Genomic DNA, 22,080 nt, shown 5'->3' with positions numbered 1-22,080 from the left:
ACGAGTGGTGGCCGTACGCGACCGGATGACCGGCGGGGCGTCAGTGCCAGATCGTGATGGTGGTGCCCGGCGGCTGCTGACCGAGCGGCTTCTCACCGACCACGCGGTCGGTGCCCACCACCTTACGGACGTTGACCTTGAAACCGGCCGCCTTCAGCTCGTTCACCGCGTCGTGGACGGACTTGAACATCACGTTGGGCACGTTGACGACGGTGGGCGGGGTCTGGCCGGGGTCGGCGGGGTCGGTCTCCCACGGCCAGCGGAAGCCCTGGTCCGGGCCGCGCGAGGCCGTCAGGTGGACGGTCGCCCCGGCCACCACCTCGGCGCCGCCGGACGGGTCCTGGGCGATCACCGTGCCCGGCGGGGCGTCGTCGGTGGTCTCGTCGATCTGGACGTTGAAGCCCTTGTCGCGCAGGATCTTCTCCGCCTGGTCGCGCATCATCTGCGTGACGTCCGGCATCAGAAGTCCCGCGCTGACGACGAAGTTGACCACGCCGCGCTTCTTGACGCGCTTGCCCACCGGCGGGTTGGTACGGATGACCTGGTCGCGGGGGATGGTGTCGCTCGCGCTCTTGCTGACCCGGCCGGGGGTCAGCCCGACCTCGGCGACCTTCGCCCGGGCGTCCGCCAGGCTCAGGCCCTCGACCTTCGGCACGGGGATCGTCTCCGGGCCGGCCGACGGGATCAGGGTGAGGACGGCGCCCTTGACCACCTCGGCGCCCGCGCCGGGCTCGGTGTCGAGGACGATGTCCTTCGGCACCTTGTCGTCGAACCTCGCCTTGCCGATCCGTACCTCGAAGCCGGCCTTCTGCGCCTCCTGCCTGGCGACCGTGATGTTCTGGTTCACCAGATCGGGCACGGTCGTGTAGCGCCCCTGGGAGAACCACCAACCGGTGAAGGCGATGCCCGCCACCATGACGAGGGCCAGCGCGGCGAGGAACCACACGGGCCTGACTCTGGCCCGTCGCCGCCGGCCCGCTCCACCGGCGCCGGTCAGCAGTTCCGAGCGCGGCTGGATCATCGTGTGGCCGACCGACGGCTCGGCCTCCGGGCGCGCGTGCTGCGACGTGCCGAACGGCGAGGCCCCGCCGGGCGGCGGGAGGGTCCGGTGCGCACCCGTCCGTACGCCGCTGTGGGCGCCGGTGTGGGCGCCGGTGTCGTGGGCTCCGTGAGGGGCGGCGTGCGCGCCGGTGTGCCCGGTCCGCGGCAGCGTGCGGTGGATCTCGACGGCCGCGACGAGCATGGCGGTCGCGTCCGCCGGGCGCGCGGCGGGGTCCTTGTCGGTGGCCGCCGCGACGAGCGCGTCGATCGGCGGCGGCACGTCGGGCGCGATCGAGGACGGCGCGGGGACGGTCTCGTGCACGTGCCGGTAGGCGATCGACATCGGCGTCTCGCCCGCGTACGGCTGCCGCCCGGTCAGCAGCTCGAACAGCATGATCCCGGCGGCGTACACGTCGCTGCGGGCGTCGGCGGTGCCGGCCGTGACCTGCTCGGGCGACATGTAGCCGATCGTGCCGATCATCATGCCGGTCTTGGTCTGGTTGGTCGCCTCGATCGCGCGGGCCAGGCCGAAGTCCACGACCTTCACCCGGCCGTCGTCGGCGAGCAGCACGTTCTCCGGCTTGACGTCCCGGTGGATGAGCCCCGCCTGGTGGGCCGCGCCGAGGGCGGCGAGCACCGGGATGACCATCTCCAGCGCCTCGCGCGCCGGGAGACGGCCGCGCCCGCGCAGCACGTCGCGCAGCGTCCGCCCGGGCACGTACTCCATCGACAGGTAGACGTGCGCCCCGTCCGTGCCCTGGTCGAAGACCTGCACGATGTTCGGGTGCGAGAGGCTCGCCACCGACTTGGCCTCGCCGATGAACCGCCGCACGAACTGCGGGTCCTCGGCCAGCGAGCGGTGCATCACCTTGACGGCCACCGTGCGGTCGAGCCGGACGTCCAGAGCAAGGTATACGGAGGCCATGCCACCCCGGGCGATCCGGGACTCGACGCGGTAGCGCCCGTCGAGCAACTGCCCCACGAGCGGGTCGGTCAGCGTCGTGTCCACTCGCCAGAGTTTACGGGTGATTTGCCGCCGGGCGTGTTCCCGAATCCCAAACCGAGACCTATTCGGCAGCCCTCCGCGCCGCCCGAAAAGCCGTGTCTAATCCGAAAACTGGGCTTACCAGACGCGGATTCCCGCGCCTCTCCGCCCGCCGGCGCGAACACGCCGGACGGGCGGGGGACGCCTTTGTGTGGTGGATGCGGCGGGCTCAGGACGGGCGGACGGGGGAGGACGCCTCGGCGTAGCGGCGGCGGGGGATGCGCCCCGCGAGCCTGGCCAGCCGCCCGGCCGTGACCGCCTGCCGCATGGCCGCCGCCATCAGGTCCGGCCGGTGCGCCCGCGTCACGGCGCTGGCCAGCAGCACGGCGTCGCAGCCCAGCTCCATCGCCAGCGCGGCGTCGCTGGCCGTGCCGATGCCGGCGTCGAGGATCACCGGGACCGTGGCGGCCTCGACGATCAGCTCGATGCTGTGCGGGTTGCGGATGCCCAGTCCGGAGCCGATGGGGGCGCCGAGCGGCATCACCGCCGCGCACCCGGCGTCCTGGAGCCTGCGGGCCAGCGCCGGGTCGTCGCCGATGTACGGCAGCACGACGAAGCCGTCGGCTACCAGCCGCTCGGCGGCGTCGAAGGTCTCGATCGGGTCGGGCAGCAGGGTGCGCTCGTCGGCGATGACCTCCAGCTTGACCCAGTCGGTCTCCAGGGCCTCACGCGCCAGGCGGGCGGTCAGCACGGCCTCCCCGGCCGTGAAGCACCCCGCGGTGTTCGGCAGCACCTTGACGCCGCGGGCGCGCAGCACGTCCAGCACCGAACCGCGCGACGCCGGGTCGAGCCTGCGCATCGCGACGGTCGTCAGCTCGGTGCCGGACGCCTCCAGCGCCTGGTCGAGCACCTCCAGCGACGGCGCGCCGCCGGTGCCCATGATGAGCCGCGAGGTGAACTTCTCCCCGCCCAGCACGAAGACGTCGTCGGTCATGCTCATCCTCCCTGCACCGCCGTCAGCACCTCTACGCCGTCGCCGTCGGCCACCTGAGTGGAGTCCCAGGCGCTCCGGCTCACCACCTCGCCGTTCAGGGCCACCGCGACCCCGGACATGAGGGACGTGAGGGTCCGTACGGCGTCGCCGACCGTGGCGCCCTCGGGCAGCTCGGCCGTGCCTCCGTTGATCGTGACTTTCACTTGCTGAATCTCCCTGGATGGCAGGCCCCGGTGACCGGGGGTGGCTCGTCGCCGGTGAGGAGCGCCGCGACGGCGTCGGCGGTGATCGGGGTCAGCAGCACGCCGTTGCGGCCGTGCCCGGTCGCCGCGAACACGCCGGGCGGGCCGGCGGGGCCGATGAGCGGCAGATTGTCGGGCGTGCCCGGGCGGAAGCCGACCGTGGTCTCGGTCAGTTCGAGCTCGGTGATGCCGGGCACCAGCTCGCGGGCGTCGCGCAGCAGCTCGTACACGCCGCCGGCGGTGACCCGCGCGTCGTACCCCAGCTCCTGCGCCGTGGCGCCCAGCGTGATCTCTCCGTCGCCCCGGGGCACCAGGTAGGCGGGGGAGCCGTGCACCAGCCCCCGTACGCACCGCGTGAGGAACCCCCGGGGCCCGCGCAGCCGGAGGATCTCGCCCTTGACCGGGCGTACCGGCAGGCCGGGCAGCAGGGACGCCGACCACGATCCTGCCGCCACGACGACCTGGCCCGCCGCGACGGCCTCGCCGGACGCCAGCCGTACGGACGGACCGCCCGTCCCTGAGGCGTCGATCCCGGAGACGCGGTCGGCGACCAGCGTGCCGCCCGCCTTCTCGAACGCGGTGCGCAGGGCCCGCACGACCCTGCGCGGGTTGACCCAGGCGTCGTCGCGGGCCAGCAGCCCGCCGCGTACGGAGGGGGCGAGCATCGGCTCGAAGGAACGGCACTCGCGCCCGGTGAGCCGCTCGACCCGCAGGCCGAGCGTCCGCTCGAAGGCCGCCAGGTCGTCCAGATAGGCCATGTCGTCCGCGCCGCGGGCGACCTCCAGCGTGCCCTCGGTCCGGTAGTCCAGCTCGACGCCGCTCTCGTCCTCGAGTTCGGCGCGGAAGTGCGGCCAGGCCGCCAGCGACGCGAGGCCGAGCCGCAGCAGCGGCTCCTCCGTGTAGGTCACCTCGCTGACCGGCGCGAGCATCCCGGCCGAGGCGTGGGTGGCGCCGCCTCCGGGCGCGGGGTCCGCCACCGCCACCGACAGGCCCCGGCGAACCGTGCGCCAGGCCGCGGCCAGGCCGGCCACGCCGCCGCCGGCGATCACGACGTCGTATGTGGGGGGCACACCGCGCTCCCTTCGCCGGCATTACCCGGATCAGGTCGGGGCGGTCGAGAGCCTCCCGCTCTCCTCTCAGCCCGGTCCGCCGGGCTCCCGCGCGTCTTACGCCCACCAGCGTAGTACGCCGCCCGTCATGGCCGATCGCCGGCGGCCGTCCGCCGCCACCTGGCAGCGGACGCCGCGTGCCGCGCGCGACGAAGATCCGCACGCGCGTCGTCCGGTGGAGTAAGGGCCTCCTTCACAACGTGGGCCCCCGGGGAAGTGCGCGCTACTTGCCCAACTCGTTATGAGGGGCCCGTTGGCCAGGGCCCCCGCTGACAATCTATGGTCAAGCTGTGGATCACGTCGTGGTGGTGGGTGCCGGCCTGGCCGGCGTGCGAAGCATCGAGGCGTTGAGGGCCCGTGGATTCACCGGCCGCATCACGCTCATCGGCGAGGAACACCATCGCCCCTATGACCGGCCGCCGCTGTCGAAGGCGGTGCTGCTCGGAGAGACCGACTCCACGGTGGTCGACTCCGACCTCGACGCCCTCGACGCACGGCTGTGCCTCGGCACGGCGGCCAAGGGCCTGCGCGACGGCGTGCTGGAGACGACCGAGGGCGAGCTGGAGTACGACGGCCTGGTCATCGCCACCGGCGCCGCCCCGATCCGCCTGCGCGGCGAGGGCCGCCAGCACGTGCTGCGCACCATAGAGGACGCGCTGGCGCTGCGCGAGCGGCTGGTCCCCGGCGCCCGCGTGGCCGTGGTCGGAGCCGGCTGGATCGGCGCGGAGGTCGCCACCGCCGCGGCCAGGGCCGGGTGTGCGGTGACCGTCGTGGAGGCGGGGGAGAGCCCGCTCGCCGTGGCGCTCGGCCCCGCCGTCGGCAGCCACACCATCGGCTGGTACGCGCGGGCGGGCGTCGAACTACGCCTCGGCGCGATGGTCGGCACCGTGGACGCCGACGGCCTCACGCTCATGTCCGGCGCCAGGGTGCCGGCGGACGTGGTCGTCACCGGCGTCGGGGTGCGCCCCGCGGTCGACTGGCTGAAGGGCTCGGCCGTCCGGCTCGACGACGGGGTGGTGGTCGACGAGCACCTGCGCACGTCGCTGCCCAACGTCGTCGCGGTGGGGGACTGTGCCAACTGGTGGTCGCGCAGGTTCCGCACCCGCCTGCGGGTCGAGCACTGGGACACCGCGCTCCAGGCTCCCGACACGGCCGTCGCCACCCTCCTGGGCGAGGAGGCGGTCTACGACCCCGTGCCGTACTTCTGGTCGGAGCAGTTCGGCCACATGGTGCAGTTCGCCGGGCACCGGGAGGCCGGTGACCGGGTGCTGCTGCGCGGCGACCCGCGTACGGACGCGAAGTGGGCGGTGTGCTGGCTGACGGCCGAGGACAGGCTCGCCGCGGTGCTCACCGTGGACCGGCCGCGCGACGTGGTGCAGGGTCGCAGGCTCGTCGAGGGCGGCCAGCGGCTCGACGCTCGGCGGGTGGCCGACCCCGCCGTCCCGCTCCGCGACTGCATTATGACGTAATCGAGGTGTTTCCTGGCGGCCCGCCTGTGGTAATGGTGGTTCCGTGACGCTTACTGTTGCGCAGATCGACCGGGAGACCGACCAGCTCGTAGGGGAGTGGCTCCCCCTCTCGGAGGCCGCCAAGAGGCTGGGGCTCAGCATGGGCCGCGCCAAGCAACTCCTCAAGGACAAGAAACTCGCCGGCGCCCGCAGGGGCGGGGGCGAGCCGCAGATCCCCGCGGTGTTCATCGCCGGCGGCGACGTGCTCAAGGGCCTGCCCGGCACGCTGACGCTCCTGGCCGACGCGGGGTACGACGAGGTGGAGTCGATCCGGTGGCTGTTCACCCCGGACGACTCGCTGCCGGGGTCCCCAATCGACGCGATCGTGAAGGGCCGGCACACCGAGGTCAAGCGCAGGGCCCAGGCCCTGGGTTTCTGACCGTACGGCCCCATGGCATTGTGGTCGGGTGATTGACACCCGGCGACAGCGGCTCGCGCAGGCCAGGCTCTACCTCTGCACCGACGGCAGGAGGGACCGCGGCGACCTGGAGGAATTCCTCGACGCGGTCCTGTCCGGCGGAGTGGACATCGTCCAGCTCAGGGAGAAGGGCCTGGAGGCGCGCGAGGAGCTGGACCTGCTCGAGGTCTTCCGCGCGGCGTGCGACAGGCACGGCGCGCTGCTGGCCGTCAACGACCGGGCGGACGTCGCCTTCGCCGCCCGGCCCGACATCCTGCACCTCGGGCAGGACGACCTCCCGGTCCCGGTGGCCCGGGAGATCCTCGGCTCCGGCGTGCTCATCGGCAGGTCCACGCACTCGGCGGCGGAGGCGTCGGCCGCCGCCGTGGAGCCGGGGGTGGACTACTTCTGCTGCGGGCCGATCTGGCCCACGCCCACCAAACCCGGCCGCCCGGCGCCCGGCCCCGCGCTGCTGGAACACGCGGCGCGCCTGGGCACCGACCGGCCGTGGTTCGGCATCGGCGGCATCGACCTGGGCAACCTCGACGAGGTGATGGCGCACGGCGTGCGCCGGGCGGTGGTCGTCCGGGCCGTCACCGAGGCCGACGACCCGGGCGCCGCCGCCGCCGCGCTCAAGGCCCGGCTGTCCGCCGTCCCGCTCTGAGCCGCCTCTGAGCCCCCCGTGCGCCGCGTCCCGTCACGCGGGACGCGACGGTGTCCGGGGGGGCCGCCACCGGTCCTGCCCCGCGCCGTCAGGTGCGGCGGGACGTGGCGGCGACGGCGAGGCCGGCCAGTGCCGCGCGGGCCTCCTCCTCGATCGGCGCGTGGTCGAGGGCGTGCAGCGCGTCGTCGAGATAACGCTTGATCATGTCCTCGCACGCGGCCAGCGCGCCGGTCTCCTCGATCACCGCGCGCAGCCGCCCGACGCCCTCGGCGTCCAGCCCGGGGTCGCCGAGAAGGGACCGTACGACCGCCGCCTGGGCGGGGGTGGCCGAGGCGAGCGCGCGCGCGATCAGGACGGTCCGCTTGCCCTCGCGAAGGTCGTCCCCGGCGGGCTTGCCGGTCTCCGCAGGGTCGCCGAACACGCCGAGGATGTCGTCGCGGAGCTGGAAGGCGATGCCCACCTGCTGGCCGTACTGCACGCAGAGCCGGTCGATCCACGCGTGCCGGGCCCGGGCGGCGAGGACGAGCCCGAGCCGGAGCGGCTGCTCGACCGAGTACTTGCCGCTCTTGTAGAGGGCCACCCGCAGCGCGCTGTCGTAGGTGCTCTCGCCCTGAGCCTGTTCGAGCAGATCGAGATACTGCCCGCACATCAGCTCGGTGAGCATGTGGTCGTGCATCGGCTGCGCGGCGGCGAGCGCCTCTGGTGCCAGGCCGCAGGTGCGCCACATCTCCCCGGACCACACCAGCAGCAGGTTCCCCAGCAGCACGGCCGAACCCTCGCCGAACTGCCGCGCGGAGCCGTGCCAGCCCGCCTCGGTGTGCATCCGCTCGAATCGGCGGTGCGCGGACGGCATGCCCCGGCGCACGTCGCTCGCGTCCATGACGTCGTCGTGGACGAGCGCGCTCGCCTGCAGCAGCTCCAGCGAGGCGGCGGCGGCGTGCAGCCCCGGGTCGTCGCCGCCGCCGGCGGCCCGCCACCCCCAGTGGCAGAAGGCGGGGCGCAGCCGTTTGCCGCCGGCCAGGAAGTCCTCCGCGGCGGTCAGCAGGGCGGCCAGATGAGGGTCACCGAAGTGTGGTCGCTGCCGGTCGAGGAACTCCCGGAGTGCGCGGTCCACCTCCGTACGGATGGAATCGAGCGAGACGGCGGAAGCGGTCATGCTCTGAGAGTAACCGGGGTTGATCCGGACACACATCACCAGATCCCCCTTCAAGTGGGTTAACTCACCCAGTAAGGGAAAACGTCCACATAGCAAGACTGCGACCACCGGGAAAAGTGCGGCGCTGTAACCTCTCCTGTATGGCTCTCGGTCTGCCCTCGCGGCTTCCTGATCGCGTCCCGACGGTCCGCGAACTGCTGGCCGCGGGCGAGCGCTCGTTCTCGTTCGAGTTCTCCCCGCCGAAGACCGACGAGGGGGAGCGCCAGCTGTGGCGGGCCATCCGCGAGCTTGAGGCGCTGCGGCCGACGTTCGTCTCCGTGACCTACGGCGCCGGCGGCTCGACCCGCGACCGCACCGTGAACATCGTCGAGCGGCTGGCGCACGAGACGACGCTGACCCCCGTCGCCCACTTCACCGCGGTCGACCACTCGATCCGCGAGCTGCGCCACCTCGTCGGCCGGTTCGCCGACGCGGGCGTGCGCAACATCCTCGCCGTACGCGGCGACCCGCGCGGGGGCAACCCCCTGGACGAGTGGGTCAAGCACCCGGAGGGCGTGCTGTACGCCGAGGAGCTGGTGCGCCTGATCCGCCAGGCGGGCGACTTCTGCGTGGGGGTGGCCGCATTCCCGTACAAGCACCCCAGGTCGGCGAGCATCGAGTCGGACACCGAGTATTTCGTGCAGAAGTGCCGGGCCGGCGCGGACTACGCGATCACCCAGATGTTCTTCCGGGCGGAGGACTACCTGCGGCTGCGTGACCGCGTGGCGGCCCGTGGGTGTGACACCCCGATCATCCCCGGCATCATGCCCGTCACGCAGATGAGCACGATCGCCCGGTCGGAGCAGCTGTCCGGCGCGCCGTTCCCGCCCGAGGTGGCCGAGCGGTTCGAGGCCGTCGCCGACGACCCGGCAGCGGTTCGCCGCCTCGGGATCGAGCACGCCGTCGAGCTGTGCCAGAAGCTGCTCGACGAGGGCGCGCCCGGCATCCACTTCATCACCTTCAACCGGTCGAGCGCGACCCGCGAGGTGTTCCAGGCGCTGCACAGCGTGCCCGCCGCCGTCGCCGGCTGAGCCGGCCGGTCCGTTCAGCTCTCGCGGGCCCCGAGCTCGGGCAGCGGCAGCCGCACCCCGGCGATGACGTACTCCTCGTATCCGCCGGGGAAGACGAACCGGGTCATCAGGTCGGCGAACCCGACGTCCCGGTAGAGATGCCGGGCCACCGTGGGGGCGTCGTGCGTCGAGAGCACGGCCGTACGCTCCGGGCGGCCCTCGCACAGCGTGTGGATCAGGCGCCGGCCGATCCCCTGGCCCTGGTACTCGGGGCGCACGTGGATCTCGGCGATCTCCAGGGCGTCGCCGAACCAGTCCTCCGCCACCACCGGCCCGGCCCGGTCCTGCAGCGCCCCGCGTACGACGTCGTGCCACCACTGCCCGTGGCCGCCGTGGAAGCCGTACGCGAAGCCGGCGACGCCGCCGGGAGCCTGCGCGTCCTCGGCGAGCATGCAGTCGAAGTCGGGATAGGTGGAGTGGTTACGCATGATCGCCATGCGCCCCGCGAGCTGGTCCGACGGCGGGCGCATGGCGACCGTGTAAATCTCCAGAACGGTGTCCAGCACCGCCCTGAACCGGTCGGGCCCCACCCGTCGCAGTTGGATCACTCGTCGCACATTAGCAAAACGTCGCCGGGCCGGTCCGGCAGGCGTCACTCCACCTCGGCGGCCGTGCCCCCGGTGATGCGCAGCAACTCCTCGTAGGACGTGGGGAAGACCGTGTGGGGGTGCCCCGCGGCGGCCCACACCACGCTGTGCTTGCCCAGCCAGGTGTCCACGAGCGTCCGTACGGGCGCGGGGTGCCCGACCGGGGCGACGCCGCCGATGGGCTGCCCGGTGTGCTCGCGGACGAACTCCGGCGTGGCCCGCCGCACCTTCGCCGCGCCGACGAGCCGCGCGATCAGGTCGGTGTTCACGCGGTGGGCACCGCTGGTGAGCACCAGCAGCGGCGCGCCGTCCGCGTCGAAGATCAGGCTGTTCGCGATCGCGCCCACCTCGCAGCCGAGCCGGGCCGCCGCCGTGGCGGCGGTCGGGGCGGCCTCGTCCAGCACGACGACCTCGCCCGCCACCTCGTGGGCCCGCAGGGCCTCCTGGACTCGGACGACGTTCGGATGCAACTTTTCTGCCACGCGGTCACTCTAAACGGATTGCCAGGACATACGCCGCCGATTATGGCCACTTAAGATCAAGCGGCTCACAATCGGACCGTAAGGTGGGTCCTTTGATCGGGAATCGGGCTTATGAGGGGTTGGTCATGATGAGGGGTCGACGGCGACTGGCCGCGGCCACGCTCGTCGCGGTGGGAGCCGTGACGTTCGCGGCGGCCGGCGTCACCGGCACGGCGCAGGCGCGCACCGCCGCGCCCGCGGGAGCGGTGACCACGGCGACCGTGCCGCCAGCGTTACCGGCGCTCCCGGCGCGCGCCGCCGCCTATCCGCCGTTCACCGCGCCGGGCAAGACGCTCAGGCTCGGCGCCAAGGGCTCGGCCGTGAAGGCGCTGCAGTCCCGGCTCAAGGAGCTCGGATACATGCCCGGCGCGGCCGACGGCCGGTACGGCGGGGCCACGCTGACGGCGGTCTGGGCGTTCCAGAAGGTGCAGGGGATCAAGCCGACCAGCACGATCGCCGCCCGCACCTGGAGGGCGCTGGAGAACCCCCGCGCGCCCAGGGTCCTGGTGCCCCGGGGCAAGCCGACGCGCGTCGAGGTGGACCTGACCAGACAGGTGATGGTTCTGTACCGGGGCGGCGCGCCGGTGATGATCAGCCACATCTCCAGCGGCAGCGGCATCCCCTACACCGAGTACGCCACCTGGAACGGCAAGCGGCAGCGGTTCTCCGGCAGCGCCCGCACGCCGACCGGCGACTACACGACCACCTGGCGGGTCAAGGGCTGGCACCGGTCCTACCTCGGGCAGCTCTACAACCCGATCTTCTTCAACGGCGGCATCGCGCTCCACGGCGCCCTGTCGGTGCCGCTCTACCCGGCGTCGCACGGCTGCGTGCGGCTGCCCATGAACGTGGCCGAGGTCCTGCCGGGCATGCTCGGCAGGGGCGTCCCGGTGCACGTCAGGGGTGCCTTCAGGCGCTAGTGCCCCTCCCGCCAACCTTTGCCCCGTCGCGTCGCCCAGAGCGGCACCTCGCTGCGTTGTCGTCGTCGCTCGTAGCTCCGCTACGAGCTCCTCCTCCGCCTTGCGATGCACCACTCTGGCCACCGCTCCGTCCGGGCAAACTTTGGCGGTCGCGGCACCAGTTCCACCCCCGGAGGGGCTCCGCGCGAGGTGCTCGCGCGGGGCCCCTCCGCCGTCTCGTGCCCACGTTTGCGCCACACTCCTCGAACACGTATTCGTTGACAGCCTTGACAGTGGACATGATCGAATCTATGTTCGATGGAGTGGGCGTGGGACTCGCGGCTCGCGCCCACCCCGTTGGAATCGTGCCTTCGTCGTCGGCGGAGACGGATGCGGCACGGCCCGCGGCGTGGGCCGGACGGGGAGAGGGGAAGCTCCTCGTCCGGCCGCCCACGGGAGCCTGAGAAAGCGTCGGGCGATCTCGAGCGGTTCACGGGATCTCCCGGCCGGCGAAATTGTCGGTGCGATCTGCGACTGTGAGATCACCGGCGACCTTCGCCGGAGTGCCACGACTCAAGGAGGCGGGCATGACTGAGGAGAACGACGATCAGAAGAGCGGGCCCCGGCTCTCGCAGGCGGTTCTGGCACACCTCGCGGACGCCAGAGCATGCCTCGCGGACGCCACCGTCGGGCCCACCCCCGCGGACCGCTACGTGTCGGCCCACCTGGCGGCCCTCCGTGCGGCCGCCGGGATCCTCGCGGCGCGTCCGCGGCCGATGGACGGCCGCAGGCGGCGCCTGCGCAGCGCCTGGGAGCTGCTGCCGGAGGCCGAGCCCAAGCTCGCGGACTGGGCGGCCTACTTCGCGGTGAGCGCGACCAAGCGTGCGGCGGCCGAGGCCGGCATGGTCCGCGCCGTCACGCAGAACGACGCGGAAGAGATCATAGCGGAGGCGGACAGGTTCGTCGGCGAGGTCGAGTCGATCCTCGGTCTGCCCGGCCGCCCCACCCTGCCCATGGCCGGCTGACCACCGATCCCGGCACGGCGCGGATCGGCAGGGTCGCCACCATGCCGAGCACCGTCGCCAGACCTGGCCGGCTCGCTGCGGCCAGGCGTGCCGCAGGGGAGGACGAGCGGCGCGGCCGCGTCCGATGACCGGCCGCCGCGCGGTGTCTCAGGTCCGCTCCTGCCGTGGGCGGGCCGCGGGTGCTCAGACGGGGTCGCGCTCCAGGGGGCAGCTCATGCACCGGGGCCCGCCGCGTCCGCGGCCGAGCTCGCTGCCGCGGATCGGGATGACCTCGATGCCGTGCCTGCGCAGGTGGTTGTTGGTCGTGGTGTTGCGTTCGTAGGCGACGACCACACCCGGCTCCAGTGCCAGCACGTTGCAGCCGTCGTCCCACTGCTCGCGCTCGGCCGCGTGCACGTCCTGCGTCGGCGTGAGGACCTTGATGTCGTCCAGGCCGAGGGCCCGCGCGATCGCCTTGTGCATGTCCTCCGGCGGGTGGTCGGTGACCTTCAGCTCCTTGTCGGTGTCGCCCGGCTCCACCGTGTACGAGGGAAGCATGCCGAGCCCGGCGTACTTGGTGAACACGCCCACGTCGACGTTGGTCATCACGGTGTCGAGGTGCATGAACGCACGGGTCTTGGGCAGGTCGAGCGCCACGATGCGGGTCGCCGACCCCGCCCGGAACAGGTTGGTGGCCAGCATCTCGACCGCCTGCGGCTGGGTGCGCTCGCTCACCCCGACGAGCACGACGCCGCCGCCGAGCACCAGGACGTCGCCGCCCTCGATGGTGGCCGGGGCCATGCGCACGCCCTCGTACCAGACGTTGAACCCGCCGTCGTCCGGGTTGCCGTAGCCCGCGGCGAACAGCGGATGCCAGCGATAGACGGCCTCGTAGTTGACGGTCTCCCGCCTGCGCGCCTTCTTGCGCATCGCGTTGATCGACACCCCGTCGTACACCCAGCAGGAGGTGTCGCGGGCGAACAGGTGGTTGGGCAGCGGCGGGAGGACGAAGTCGTCCATCGCCAGGGTGTGGAAGGTGATGGAGCCCGGGTCGCAGCCCAGCTCCATGATCTCGCGCTTGGTGATCCCGCCGGTCAGCAGCGGTGCGAGCGCGTCGGCGTCGAGTGAGTCGAGCGTGTTGCGGATCGCGTCGGCGGTCAGCGGGCCGAACCAGTGCTCGTCGACGCTGCCGTCGAGGATGTGCTTGCGCGCGTCGGGGATCTCGATCACCTCGCGCAGGAGGTCGCCGAGGTGGTGCACCGTGACGCCGCGCCCGGCGAGCACGTCGCACCACTCGCGGTGCTCCTCCAGCGCGCGGTGCACCCAGAGCACGTCGTCGAACAGCAGGCCGTCCTTGTTGCCCGGGGTGAGCCGCTTGAGCGCGAGTTCGGGTATGTCGACCAGGACGCGGCGAAGCCTGCCCACCTCGGAGCCCACGTAAAACGTCATGTCCTGCACTATCCCCGCGTGGCGGGAATCACTCGTACCGGCGGCTCCCCGGTGCGGTGGCGCCGTCTGAGCCACACGCGGCAGGGCGTGATTCGTGCACCGTGACGGGGAGCCGCGTACGAGCCGGGCAGGAGGTCAGAAGGACTCGACGGCGCGGCGGGCCTCCGCGTCGAGCACACCCCAGTGGATGAACTCCTCGGTCAGCTCGACCGGCGACTTGTCGTAGATGACCGCGAGCGAGCGCAGGTCCTCCTGCCGGATGGACAGCACCTTGCCGTTGTAGTCGCCACGCTGGCTCTGGATCGTCGCGGCGTAACGCGCCAGCGGGCCGGCCTTGTCCTTCGGCAGCTGCGACAGGCGCTCCAGGTCGATGACCAGCTTGGGCGCGGGCGCGAGCGGACTGGGGGCGGCTCCGCCGGGAAGAAGCTCCGACACCGGCACTCCGTAGAAATCCGCGAGCTCGGCGAGCTTCTGCACGGTCACCGCGCGGTCGCCCCGCTCATAGGAGCCCACGACGACGGCCTTCCACCGTCCGCGGGACTTCTCTTCCACACCGTGCAGGGACAACCCCTGCTGGGTCCGGATGGCGCGCAGGCGCGCGCCCAGCGACTTGGCGTAGTCAGACGGCATCGTGTGGCCCCCGGCTTTCTATGTCTCTTCTCACTTGATTGTGCGCCCTTGTCCTAAGCGTTCCGAACACCGGGGCTGGTGCCTGTGACCGGCACCTTCGGTGACCGCTGCGTCGGGTTTTACCCAGGAAGGTCGCGTGTTGTGGTTACGGACAGTGACGGTAAAGCCGACACTCCCAAAGGTCAAGCTGATTGGAAAAAAGAGCGTCAAACAGTGCTCTCCCCGAAATCCCCGACACCCGGCGCGATGCGGCTTCCGATCCCCGATACGTAACCGGCACGTCTCCCGTCGCGTCCTCCCCACGCCGCCGGCGAGCGGCCCCGGGGGTGTATCACCCCTGGCGGGAGGGGGGTTCGCAGACGGCCCTGATACTCTAAGCAGACCGAACACCCTTTAAGACCCGTCCCGTGAGGCGGGAAAGGTGGTGACTTTTTCATGTCTGATGCCCGAAATCCGGCCCGCGCCGTCCTGGAGGGGCCCGACATCCACCGGGCGCTCACCCGGATCGCACACGAGATCCTCGAACGGACCAGGGGCGCGGAGAGCGTCGTCCTGATCGGCATCCCCACCCGCGGCGCCACCCTCGCGCAGCGCATCGCCGGGCGCATCGCGCAGTTCGAGGGGATCAAGGTTCCCGTCGGCGCCATCGACGTCACGATGTACCGCGACGACCTGCGCCTGCGGCCCGCGCGCCCGCTCGGCCGCACCGAACTGCCCCCGGACGGCGTGGACGGCAGGACCGTCGTCCTGGTGGACGACGTCCTCTACTCCGGCCGCACCGTGCGCGCCGCGCTCGACGCGCTGAACGACGTGGGCAGGCCCAGGGCCGTCCAGCTCGCCACGCTCGTCGACCGCGGCCACCGGGAGCTGCCGATCCGCGCCGACTACGTCGGCAAGAACCTGCCGACCTCCAAGAGCGAGAAGGTCAAGGTCTTCCTGGAGGAGACGGACGGGCGCGACGCGGTCGTGCTCATCAAGGAGGACGACCGATGAAGCGGCACCTGATCTCGACCGGCGACCTCACCCGCGACGACGCCCTCCTCATCCTCGACACGGCCGAGGAACTGGCCCAGGTCTCGCAGCGGTCCATCAAGAAGCTGCCGACGCTGCGCGGCCGCACGGTGGTGAACCTCTTCTTCGAGGACTCCACCCGGACCCGCATCTCGTTCGAGGCCGCGGCCAAGCGCCTGTCGGCCGATGTGATCAATTTCTCGGCCAAGGGATCGAGCGTGTCCAAGGGCGAGTCGCTGAAGGACACCGCGCTCACCCTGGAGGCCATGGGCGCCGACGCCGTGGTCATCCGGCACAGCGCCTCCGGCGCGCCGCACCGCCTGGCCAACTGGGTGCGCGGCAGCGTGGTCAACGCCGGCGACGGCACCCACGAGCACCCCACCCAGGCGCTGCTCGACGCCTTCAGCATCCGCCGTCGGCTGGGCCGGCTGGAGGGCCTGAAGATCGCCATCGTGGGCGACGTGCTGCACAGCCGGGTCGCCCGGTCCAACGTGCTGCTGCTGCACACGCTCGGCGCGGAGGTGACGCTGGTCGCGCCCCCGACCCTGCTGCCGGTCGCGGTCGGGACGTGGCCCTGCCAGGTCTCCTACGACCTCGACGCCGTGCTGCCCAAGTCGGACGTCGTGATGATGCTGCGGGTCCAGCTCGAACGCATGAACGCGGCCTACTTCCCCTCGGCGCGGGAGTACAGCCGCCGCTACGGCCTCGACCGCGACCGCTTCGCCCGCCTGCACGACGACGCCGTCGTCATGCACCCCGGCCCGATGAACCGCGGAATGGAGATCTCCGCGGAGGTCGCCGACTCGCCGCGCTCGACGATCGTCGAGCAGGTCACCAACGGCGTGACCGTCCGGATGGCCGTTCTCTACCTGCTGCTCGGCGGATCCGAGCCCGCGATCGGAGGCGCCGAATGAGCACCCACGACCTTCACGAGGGGACGGCTGTGAGCACCATCCTCATCAGGGGCGCCCGGATCCTGGGCGGCGCCCCGAGCGACATCCTGCTGCGCGACGGCGTCGTGGCGGAGACCGGCGACCTCGCGGGCGCGAGGGCCGACCAGACGGTCGACGCCGACGGGCTAGTCGCCCTGCCCGGCCTGGTGGACCTGCACACCCACCTGCGCGAGCCCGGCCGGGAGGACGCCGAGACGGTCGAGACCGGGACCCAGGCCGCGGCGCGCGGCGGGTACACCGCCGTCCACGCGATGGCGAACACCTCCCCCGTGGCCGACACCGCCGGCGTGGTGGAGCAGGTCTGGCGGCTCGGCCAGGAGCACGGCCACTGCGACGTGCAGCCCGTGGGCGCGGTGACCTCCGGCCTCGAGGGCCGCCAGCTCGCCGAGCTCGGCGCGATGGCCGACTCCGCGGCCCGCGTGCGGGTCTTCTCCGACGACGGCAAGTGCGTGTCCGACGCCGTGCTGATGCGCCGGGCGCTGGAGTACGTCAAGGCGTTCGACGGCGTCGTCGCCCAGCACGCCCAGGAGCCGAGGCTGACCGAGGGCGCCCAGCTCAACGAGGGCGAGGTGTCGGCCAGGCTCGGCCTGACCGGCTGGCCGGCGGTCGCCGAGGAGGCGATCATCGCGCGTGACTGCCTGCTCGCCGCGCACGTCGGCTCCCGGCTGCACGTCTGCCACGTCTCCACCGCGGGCTCGGTCGAGATCATCCGCTGGGCCAAGTCGAAGGGCTGGGACGTGACCGCCGAGGTCACCCCGCACCACCTCCTGCTGACCGACTCCTGCGCGGAGAGCTCGCCGCTCGGCCCGTACAACCCGATCTACAAGGTGAACCCGCCGCTGCGCACCGCCGAGGACGTGCGGGCGCTGCGCGAGGCGCTGGCCGACGGCACGATCGACTGCGTGGCCACCGACCACGCGCCCCACCCGGTCGAGGACAAGGAGACCGAGTGGGCCGCGGCGGCCATGGGCATGATCGGCCTGGAGACCGCCCTGTCCGTGGTCCAGGAGGCCATGGTCGAGACCGGCCTGCTCGACTGGGCCGGCGTCGCCGACCGCATGTCGGCGCGGCCCGCGAGGATCGGACGCCTGACCGGGCACGGCCGCCCGATCGAGCCCGGCGCCCCCGCCAACGTCACCCTGTACGACCCGTCGGGCCGGCAGCCCGTGGACCCCGCCGCGATGGTGTCGAAAAGCCGCAACACCCCCTACGAGGGGCTGACCCTGCCCGGCCGCGTCGTCGCGACGTTCCTGCGCGGCCGCCCCACCGTTCTCGAAGGGAAGCTCGTATGACAGCCCTGCTCGTGCTCGAGGACGGACGCGTCTTCGAGGGAACGCCGTACGGCGCCGTGGGCGAGACGTTCGGCGAGATGGTCTTCAACACCGGCATGACCGGCTACCAGGAGACGCTCACCGACCCCTCCTACCACCGGCAGATCGTGGCGATGACCGCCCCGCACATCGGCAACACCGGCGTCAACGACGAGGACCCCGAGTCCCGCAGGGTCTGGGTCGCCGGCTACGTGGTGCGGGAGCCGTCGCGGATCCCCTCGAACTGGCGCTCCCGCAGGACGCTCGACGAATATCTGCGCGACCAGGGCGTCGTCGGGATCGCGATGCCCGGCACCCGTGCCCTCACCCGCCACCTGCGCGAGCGCGGCGCGATGCGCGCGGGCGTCTTCAGCGAGGGCGGCGACGTCGCCGAGCTCGTCGAGCGGGTGCGGCGCGCGCCCGGCATGGAGGGCGCCGACCTGGCCCGCGAGGTCAGCACGCCCGAGCCGTACGTCGTGCCGGCCGTCGGCCGCAAGCGCTTCACCGTCGCCGCGGTCGACCTCGGCATCAAGGCCATGACGCCGCAGCGGATGTCCGAGCGGGGCTGCGAGGTGCACGTGCTGCCCGCGACCGCCAAGGCGGCCGACATCCTCGCCCTCGACCCCGACGGCGTCTTCTTCTCCAACGGCCCCGGCGACCCCGCCGCCGCCGGCTACGCGGTCGACTCCCTGCGCGAGGTGCTGGGCGAGAGCGTGCCGTTCTTCGGCATCTGCTTCGGCAACCAGATCCTCGGACGGGCGCTCGGCCTCGGTACCTACAAGCTGCGGTACGGCCACCGCGGGGTGAACCAGCCGGTGCAGGACCGCAGGACCGGCAAGGTCGAGATCTCCGCGCACAACCACGGCTTCGCCGTGCGCGCGCCGCTGGACGGGCCCTTCGAGACGCCGTACGGCGCGGCGGAGGTGAGCCACGTCAACCTCAACGACGACTGCGTGGAGGGGCTGCGCCTGCTGGACCGCCCGGCGTTCAGCGTGCAGTACCACCCCGAGGCGGCCGCGGGGCCGCACGACGCCGCGTACCTGTTCGACGAGTTCTGCGAGCTGATGGACAAGAAGGGGGCCAAGGGTGCCTAAGCGTACGGACATCAGGTCCGTCATGGTGATCGGCTCCGGCCCGATCGTCATCGGACAGGCGTGCGAGTTCGACTACTCCGGCACCCAGGCCTGCCGCGTCCTGCGCAGCGAGGGGTTCCGGGTCATCCTGGTCAACAGCAACCCCGCCACGATCATGACGGACCCGGAGTTCGCCGACGCCACCTACGTCGAGCCGATCACGCCGGACATCGTCGAGAAGATCATCGCCAAGGAGCGGCCCGACGCGCTGCTGCCCACGCTGGGCGGCCAGACCGCGCTCAACACGGCCGTGGCGCTGCACGAGGCGGGCGTGCTCGGCAAGTACGGCGTCGAGCTGATCGGCGCCGACATCGACGCCATCCAGGCGGGGGAGAACCGCGAGCGGTTCAAGGAGATCGTCGCGAAGGTCGCCGTCGAGCACGGCCTCAACGCCGAGTCGGCGCGCAGCGCGATCTGCCACACGATGGACGAGTGCCTGCGCGCGGCCGGCGAGCTGGGCTACCCCGTCGTCGTCCGCCCGAGCTTCACGATGGGCGGCGCGGGGTCCGGCTTCGCCCACGACGAGCAGGAGCTGCGCCGCATCGCGGGCGCCGGCCTGGACGCCTCCCCGACCACCGAGGTGCTCCTGGAGGAGTCGATCCTCGGCTGGAAGGAGTACGAGCTGGAGGTCATGCGGGACCGCAACGACAACGTGGTCATCGTGTGCTCCATCGAGAACATCGACCCGATGGGCGTCCACACCGGCGACAGCGTGACCGTGGCGCCCGCGCTGACCCTGACCGACCGCGAGTACCAGAACATGCGCGACGTCGCGATCGCGGTCATCCGCGAGGTCGGCGTCGACACCGGCGGCTGCAACATCCAGTTCGCGGTCGACCCGGAGACCGGCCGGATGATCGTCATCGAGATGAACCCGCGCGTGTCGCGGTCGTCGGCGCTGGCGTCCAAGGCCACCGGCTTCCCGATCGCCAAGATCGCCGCCAAGCTCGCGATCGGGTACACCCTCGACGAGGTCCCCAACGACATCACCAAGGAGACCCCGGCGTCGTTCGAGCCGTCCCTCGACTACATCGTGGTCAAGGTGCCCAGGTTCGCGTTCGAGAAGTTCGCCGGGGCCGACGAGACGCTGACCACCCACATGAAGTCGGTCGGCGAGGCGATGGCGATCGGGCGCTCCTTCCCGGAGGCGCTGCAGAAGGCGCTGCGGTCGCTGGAGAAGAAGGGGTCGTCGTTCGGCTGGGCGGGCGAGCCCGGCGACCTGGACGAGCTCCTGGAGGCCTGCCGCAGGCCGCACGACGGACGGCTGCGCACGATGCAGCAGGCCATCAGGGCGGGCGCGACGCCCGAGCAGGTCCACGAGGCCACGAAGGTGGACCCGTGGTTCGTCGACCAGCTCTTCGCGATCGACGAGGTCGCCCGGTCGATCACCGCGCTCGACCGGCCCACGCTGGAGCTGGCCAAGCGGCACGGCTTCAGCGACGCGCAGATCGCCGAGATCCTGGGCGTGCCGGAGACCGAGGTGCGGGCCACGCGCCACGAGCTCGGTCTGCGGCCCGTCTACAACACCGTGGACACCTGCGCCGCCGAGTTCGCCGCGCGCACGCCGTACCTCTACTCGACGTACGACGAGGAGACCGAGGTGCCGGTGGGGGACCGGCCCAAGGTGATCATCCTGGGCAGCGGGCCCAACCGCATCGGCCAGGGCATCGAGTTCGACTACGCCTGCGTGCACGCGTCGTTCGAGCTGGCCAAGGCCGGCTACGAGACCGTGATGGTCAACTGCAACCCCGAGACCGTCTCGACCGACTACGACACCTCCGGCCGGCTCTACTTCGAGCCGCTCACGCTGGAGGACGTCCTGGAGGTCGTGCACGCCGAGCAGGGGACCGGGCCGGTCGCCGGCGTCATCGTGCAGCTCGGCGGCCAGACGCCGCTCGGGCTCGCCCAGGCGCTCAAGGACGCCGGGGTGCCCGTGGTGGGCACCTCGCCCGAGTCGATCCACCTCGCCGAGGACCGGGGCGCGTTCGGCCGGGTCCTCGCCGAGGCCGGGCTTCCCGCGCCCAAGCACGGCACGGCGACGACCGTGGACGAGGCTAAGGCCGTCGCCGAGGAGATCGGCTACCCGGTGCTCGTCCGGCCGTCGTACGTGCTCGGAGGGGCCGGCATGGCCATCGTGTACGACGAGGACACCCTCGCGGCGTACATGGCGAAGGCGGCCTCCGAGCACCCGGTGCTGATCGACCGGTTCCTCGACGACGCCATCGAGATCGACGTGGACGCGCTGTTCGACGGCGAGGAGCTCTACCTCGGCGGCGTCATGGAGCACATCGAGGAGGCCGGCATCCACTCCGGCGACTCGGCCTGCGCCCTGCCGCCGATCACGCTGGGCGGCTTCGACGTCAAGCGGATCCGCGCGGCCACCGAGGCCATCGCCCGCGGCGTGGGCGTGCGCGGCCTGCTGAACGTCCAGTACGCGATGGCCTCCAACGTGCTGTACGTCCTGGAGGCCAACCCCAGGGCCAGCCGTACGGTGCCGTTCGTGTCCAAGGCCACGGCGGTGCCGCTGGCCAAGGCGGCGGCGCGGCTGATGCTGGGCGCGACGATCGCCGAGCTGCGCGCCGAGGGCATGCTGCCGGCCGACTACGACGGCGGCACGCTGCCGCTGGACGCGCCGGTCGCGGTCAAGGAGGCGGTGCTGCCGTTCAACCGGTTCCGCGGCGTGGACACCGTGCTCGGGCCGGAGATGCGCTCGACCGGCGAGGTCATGGGCATCGACGAGTTCTTCGGCACGGCCTTCGCCAAGTCGCAGTCGGCGGCCTACGGCGCGCTGCCCACCAAGGGCCGGGCGTTCGTCTCGGTCGCCAACAAGGACAAGCGGGCCATGATCTTCCCCGTGAAGGCGCTGGCGGACCTCGGCTTCGAGATCCTGGCCACGGAGGGCACCGCCGAGGTGCTGCGCCGCAACGGCGTCCATGCCAAGATCGTGCGCAAGCACAGCGACGGCGCCGGTCCCGAGGGCGAGCCGACGATCGTGCGGCGCATCCTCGACGGGGAGGTGGACCTCATCGTGAACACGCCGTTCGGCAGCCCCGGCCAGTCCGGGCCGCGCCTGGACGGGTACGAGATCCGCACCGCAGCCGTCAACCGCGGCATCGCCTGCATCACGACCGTCCAGGGCCTGGCGGCCGCCGTCCAGGGCATCCAGCACATCGTCAGAGGCGACATCGACGTGCGTTCCCTGCAGGAACACGCCAGGAGGCTGCGAGACTAGCCCGGGACAGCCGAGTGCGCCATGAGCGCGGAGGGCGCGCTGGCGATCTGGACTGAGGAGCGAGGGGAGCGAGGTACGAGCGACCCGGAGCGACGAGGGCTGGATACACCGCGCGCCTTCGGCACGACCAGGCCAGCTTAGGCGCC

The 22,080-nt window shown here is 72.0% G+C and carries 20 protein-coding genes and 1 riboswitch; of the genes, 11 read left to right on the top strand and 9 right to left on the bottom strand.

Annotated elements, in window-relative coordinates:
* Positions 1–40 precede the first annotated feature (40 nt).
* The 4 genes from pknB to thiO all read right to left on the bottom strand — a co-directional run bounded on the left by pknB (position 41) and on the right by thiO (position 4,332).
* Positions 41–2,050 (bottom strand): Stk1 family PASTA domain-containing Ser/Thr kinase, encoded by a 2,010-nt coding sequence (gene pknB, locus HHX30_RS01705; RefSeq protein WP_169978617.1) that lies wholly within the window; start codon positions 2,048–2,050, stop codon positions 41–43.
* A gap of 205 nt (positions 2,051–2,255) precedes the next feature.
* Positions 2,256–3,020, bottom strand: a complete 765-nt coding sequence (locus HHX30_RS01700; RefSeq protein ID WP_169978616.1) for a thiazole synthase — start codon at positions 3,018–3,020, stop codon at positions 2,256–2,258.
* Between the two features lie 2 nt (positions 3,021–3,022).
* Positions 3,023–3,223 (bottom strand): sulfur carrier protein ThiS, encoded by a 201-nt coding sequence (gene thiS / locus HHX30_RS01695; protein ID WP_169978614.1) that lies wholly within the window; start codon positions 3,221–3,223, stop codon positions 3,023–3,025.
* Positions 3,220–4,332 (bottom strand): glycine oxidase ThiO, encoded by a 1,113-nt coding sequence (gene thiO, locus HHX30_RS01690; RefSeq protein ID WP_169978612.1) that lies wholly within the window; start codon positions 4,330–4,332, stop codon positions 3,220–3,222. Before thiO ends, thiS begins: the two co-directional genes overlap by 4 nt.
* A riboswitch (TPP riboswitch) is annotated at positions 4,323–4,433 on the bottom strand. It overlaps the preceding gene by 10 nt.
* A gap of 228 nt (positions 4,434–4,661) precedes the next feature.
* On the opposite strand from thiO, the gene HHX30_RS01685 reads away from it, so the two are divergent.
* The 3 genes from HHX30_RS01685 to thiE are packed head-to-tail and all read left to right on the top strand — an operon-like array spanning position 4,662 to position 6,940.
* Positions 4,662–5,840 carry an FAD-dependent oxidoreductase gene (locus HHX30_RS01685; protein ID WP_169978610.1) on the top strand — a complete coding sequence of 393 codons (1,179 nt, stop codon included), beginning with the start codon at positions 4,662–4,664 and terminating at the stop codon, positions 5,838–5,840.
* A gap of 43 nt (positions 5,841–5,883) precedes the next feature.
* Positions 5,884–6,258, top strand: coding sequence for an Rv2175c family DNA-binding protein (locus HHX30_RS01680; protein WP_169978608.1), 375 nt, complete (start codon positions 5,884–5,886; stop codon positions 6,256–6,258).
* Positions 6,259–6,286: 28 nt separating this feature from the next.
* Positions 6,287–6,940 carry a thiamine phosphate synthase gene (gene thiE / locus HHX30_RS01675; RefSeq protein WP_169978606.1) on the top strand — a complete coding sequence of 218 codons (654 nt, stop codon included), beginning with the start codon at positions 6,287–6,289 and terminating at the stop codon, positions 6,938–6,940.
* An 88-nt stretch (positions 6,941–7,028) separates the two neighbouring features.
* On the opposite strand, the gene HHX30_RS01670 is transcribed toward thiE, so the two are convergent.
* A complete protein-coding gene (locus HHX30_RS01670) occupies positions 7,029–8,096 on the bottom strand; it encodes a polyprenyl synthetase family protein (RefSeq protein ID WP_169978604.1) in 1,068 nt (355 codons plus the stop codon).
* A 140-nt stretch (positions 8,097–8,236) separates the two neighbouring features.
* Here HHX30_RS01670 and metF point away from each other — a divergent pair, with 140 nt between their 5' ends.
* Complete coding sequence (metF, locus tag HHX30_RS01665; protein ID WP_169978602.1) at positions 8,237–9,166, top strand: methylenetetrahydrofolate reductase [NAD(P)H]; 930 nt, start codon at positions 8,237–8,239, stop codon at positions 9,164–9,166.
* 14 nt (positions 9,167–9,180) lie between these two features.
* Here the strand turns inward: metF and HHX30_RS01660 are convergent, their stop codons facing one another.
* The gene (locus HHX30_RS01660) at positions 9,181–9,753 is read right to left on the bottom strand and encodes a GNAT family N-acetyltransferase (protein WP_169978600.1); all 573 of its coding nucleotides are present in this window, start codon (positions 9,751–9,753) and stop codon (positions 9,181–9,183) included.
* 44 nt (positions 9,754–9,797) lie between these two features.
* Complete coding sequence (locus tag HHX30_RS01655; protein WP_169978598.1) at positions 9,798–10,274, bottom strand: YbaK/EbsC family protein; 477 nt, start codon at positions 10,272–10,274, stop codon at positions 9,798–9,800.
* Positions 10,275–10,399: 125 nt separating this feature from the next.
* Here HHX30_RS01655 and HHX30_RS01650 point away from each other — a divergent pair, with 125 nt between their 5' ends.
* Positions 10,400–11,233 (top strand): L,D-transpeptidase family protein, encoded by an 834-nt coding sequence (locus HHX30_RS01650; protein ID WP_249349519.1) that lies wholly within the window; start codon positions 10,400–10,402, stop codon positions 11,231–11,233.
* Positions 11,234–11,799: 566 nt separating this feature from the next.
* Entirely contained in the window at positions 11,800–12,237 is a 438-nt protein-coding gene (locus HHX30_RS01645) for an SAV_6107 family HEPN domain-containing protein (RefSeq protein ID WP_142556683.1), read from the top strand.
* A 183-nt stretch (positions 12,238–12,420) separates the two neighbouring features.
* Here HHX30_RS01645 and HHX30_RS01640 read toward each other — a convergent pair whose 3' ends face one another.
* The gene (locus HHX30_RS01640; protein ID WP_169978596.1) at positions 12,421–13,665 is read right to left on the bottom strand and encodes an arginine deiminase; all 1,245 of its coding nucleotides are present in this window, start codon (positions 13,663–13,665) and stop codon (positions 12,421–12,423) included.
* Between the two features lie 135 nt (positions 13,666–13,800).
* On the bottom strand, positions 13,801–14,295 hold the full coding sequence (locus tag HHX30_RS01635; RefSeq protein WP_030508976.1) for a transcriptional regulator: 495 nt from the start codon (positions 14,293–14,295) through the stop codon (positions 13,801–13,803).
* Positions 14,296–14,730: 435 nt separating this feature from the next.
* Between HHX30_RS01635 and pyrR the strand changes: the two genes are divergently transcribed.
* From pyrR to carB, 5 genes are read left to right on the top strand one after another with little or no spacing between them, the layout of a single operon-like run.
* Positions 14,731–15,288: a bifunctional pyr operon transcriptional regulator/uracil phosphoribosyltransferase PyrR gene (gene pyrR, locus HHX30_RS01630; RefSeq protein WP_169978594.1), complete on the top strand. Its 558-nt coding sequence runs from the start codon at positions 14,731–14,733 to the stop codon at positions 15,286–15,288.
* On the top strand, positions 15,285–16,220 hold the full coding sequence (locus HHX30_RS01625) for an aspartate carbamoyltransferase catalytic subunit (protein WP_169978592.1): 936 nt from the start codon (positions 15,285–15,287) through the stop codon (positions 16,218–16,220). The genes pyrR and HHX30_RS01625 overlap by 4 nt, the downstream gene beginning before the upstream one ends.
* A gap of 29 nt (positions 16,221–16,249) precedes the next feature.
* Positions 16,250–17,551, top strand: a complete 1,302-nt coding sequence (locus HHX30_RS01620; RefSeq protein ID WP_169978590.1) for a dihydroorotase — start codon at positions 16,250–16,252, stop codon at positions 17,549–17,551.
* Complete coding sequence (gene carA, locus HHX30_RS01615) at positions 17,548–18,663, top strand: glutamine-hydrolyzing carbamoyl-phosphate synthase small subunit (protein WP_169978588.1); 1,116 nt, start codon at positions 17,548–17,550, stop codon at positions 18,661–18,663. Before HHX30_RS01620 ends, carA begins: the two co-directional genes overlap by 4 nt.
* Positions 18,656–21,934 (top strand): carbamoyl-phosphate synthase large subunit, encoded by a 3,279-nt coding sequence (carB, locus tag HHX30_RS01610; protein ID WP_169978586.1) that lies wholly within the window; start codon positions 18,656–18,658, stop codon positions 21,932–21,934. Before carA ends, carB begins: the two co-directional genes overlap by 8 nt.
* Positions 21,935–22,080 lie beyond the last annotated feature (146 nt).

Source organism: Microbispora sp. H10836 (assembly GCF_012999525.1).
Lineage (GTDB): Bacteria > Actinomycetota > Actinomycetes > Streptosporangiales > Streptosporangiaceae > Microbispora.
This window is presented reverse-complemented; position numbering and strand designations above follow the sequence as displayed.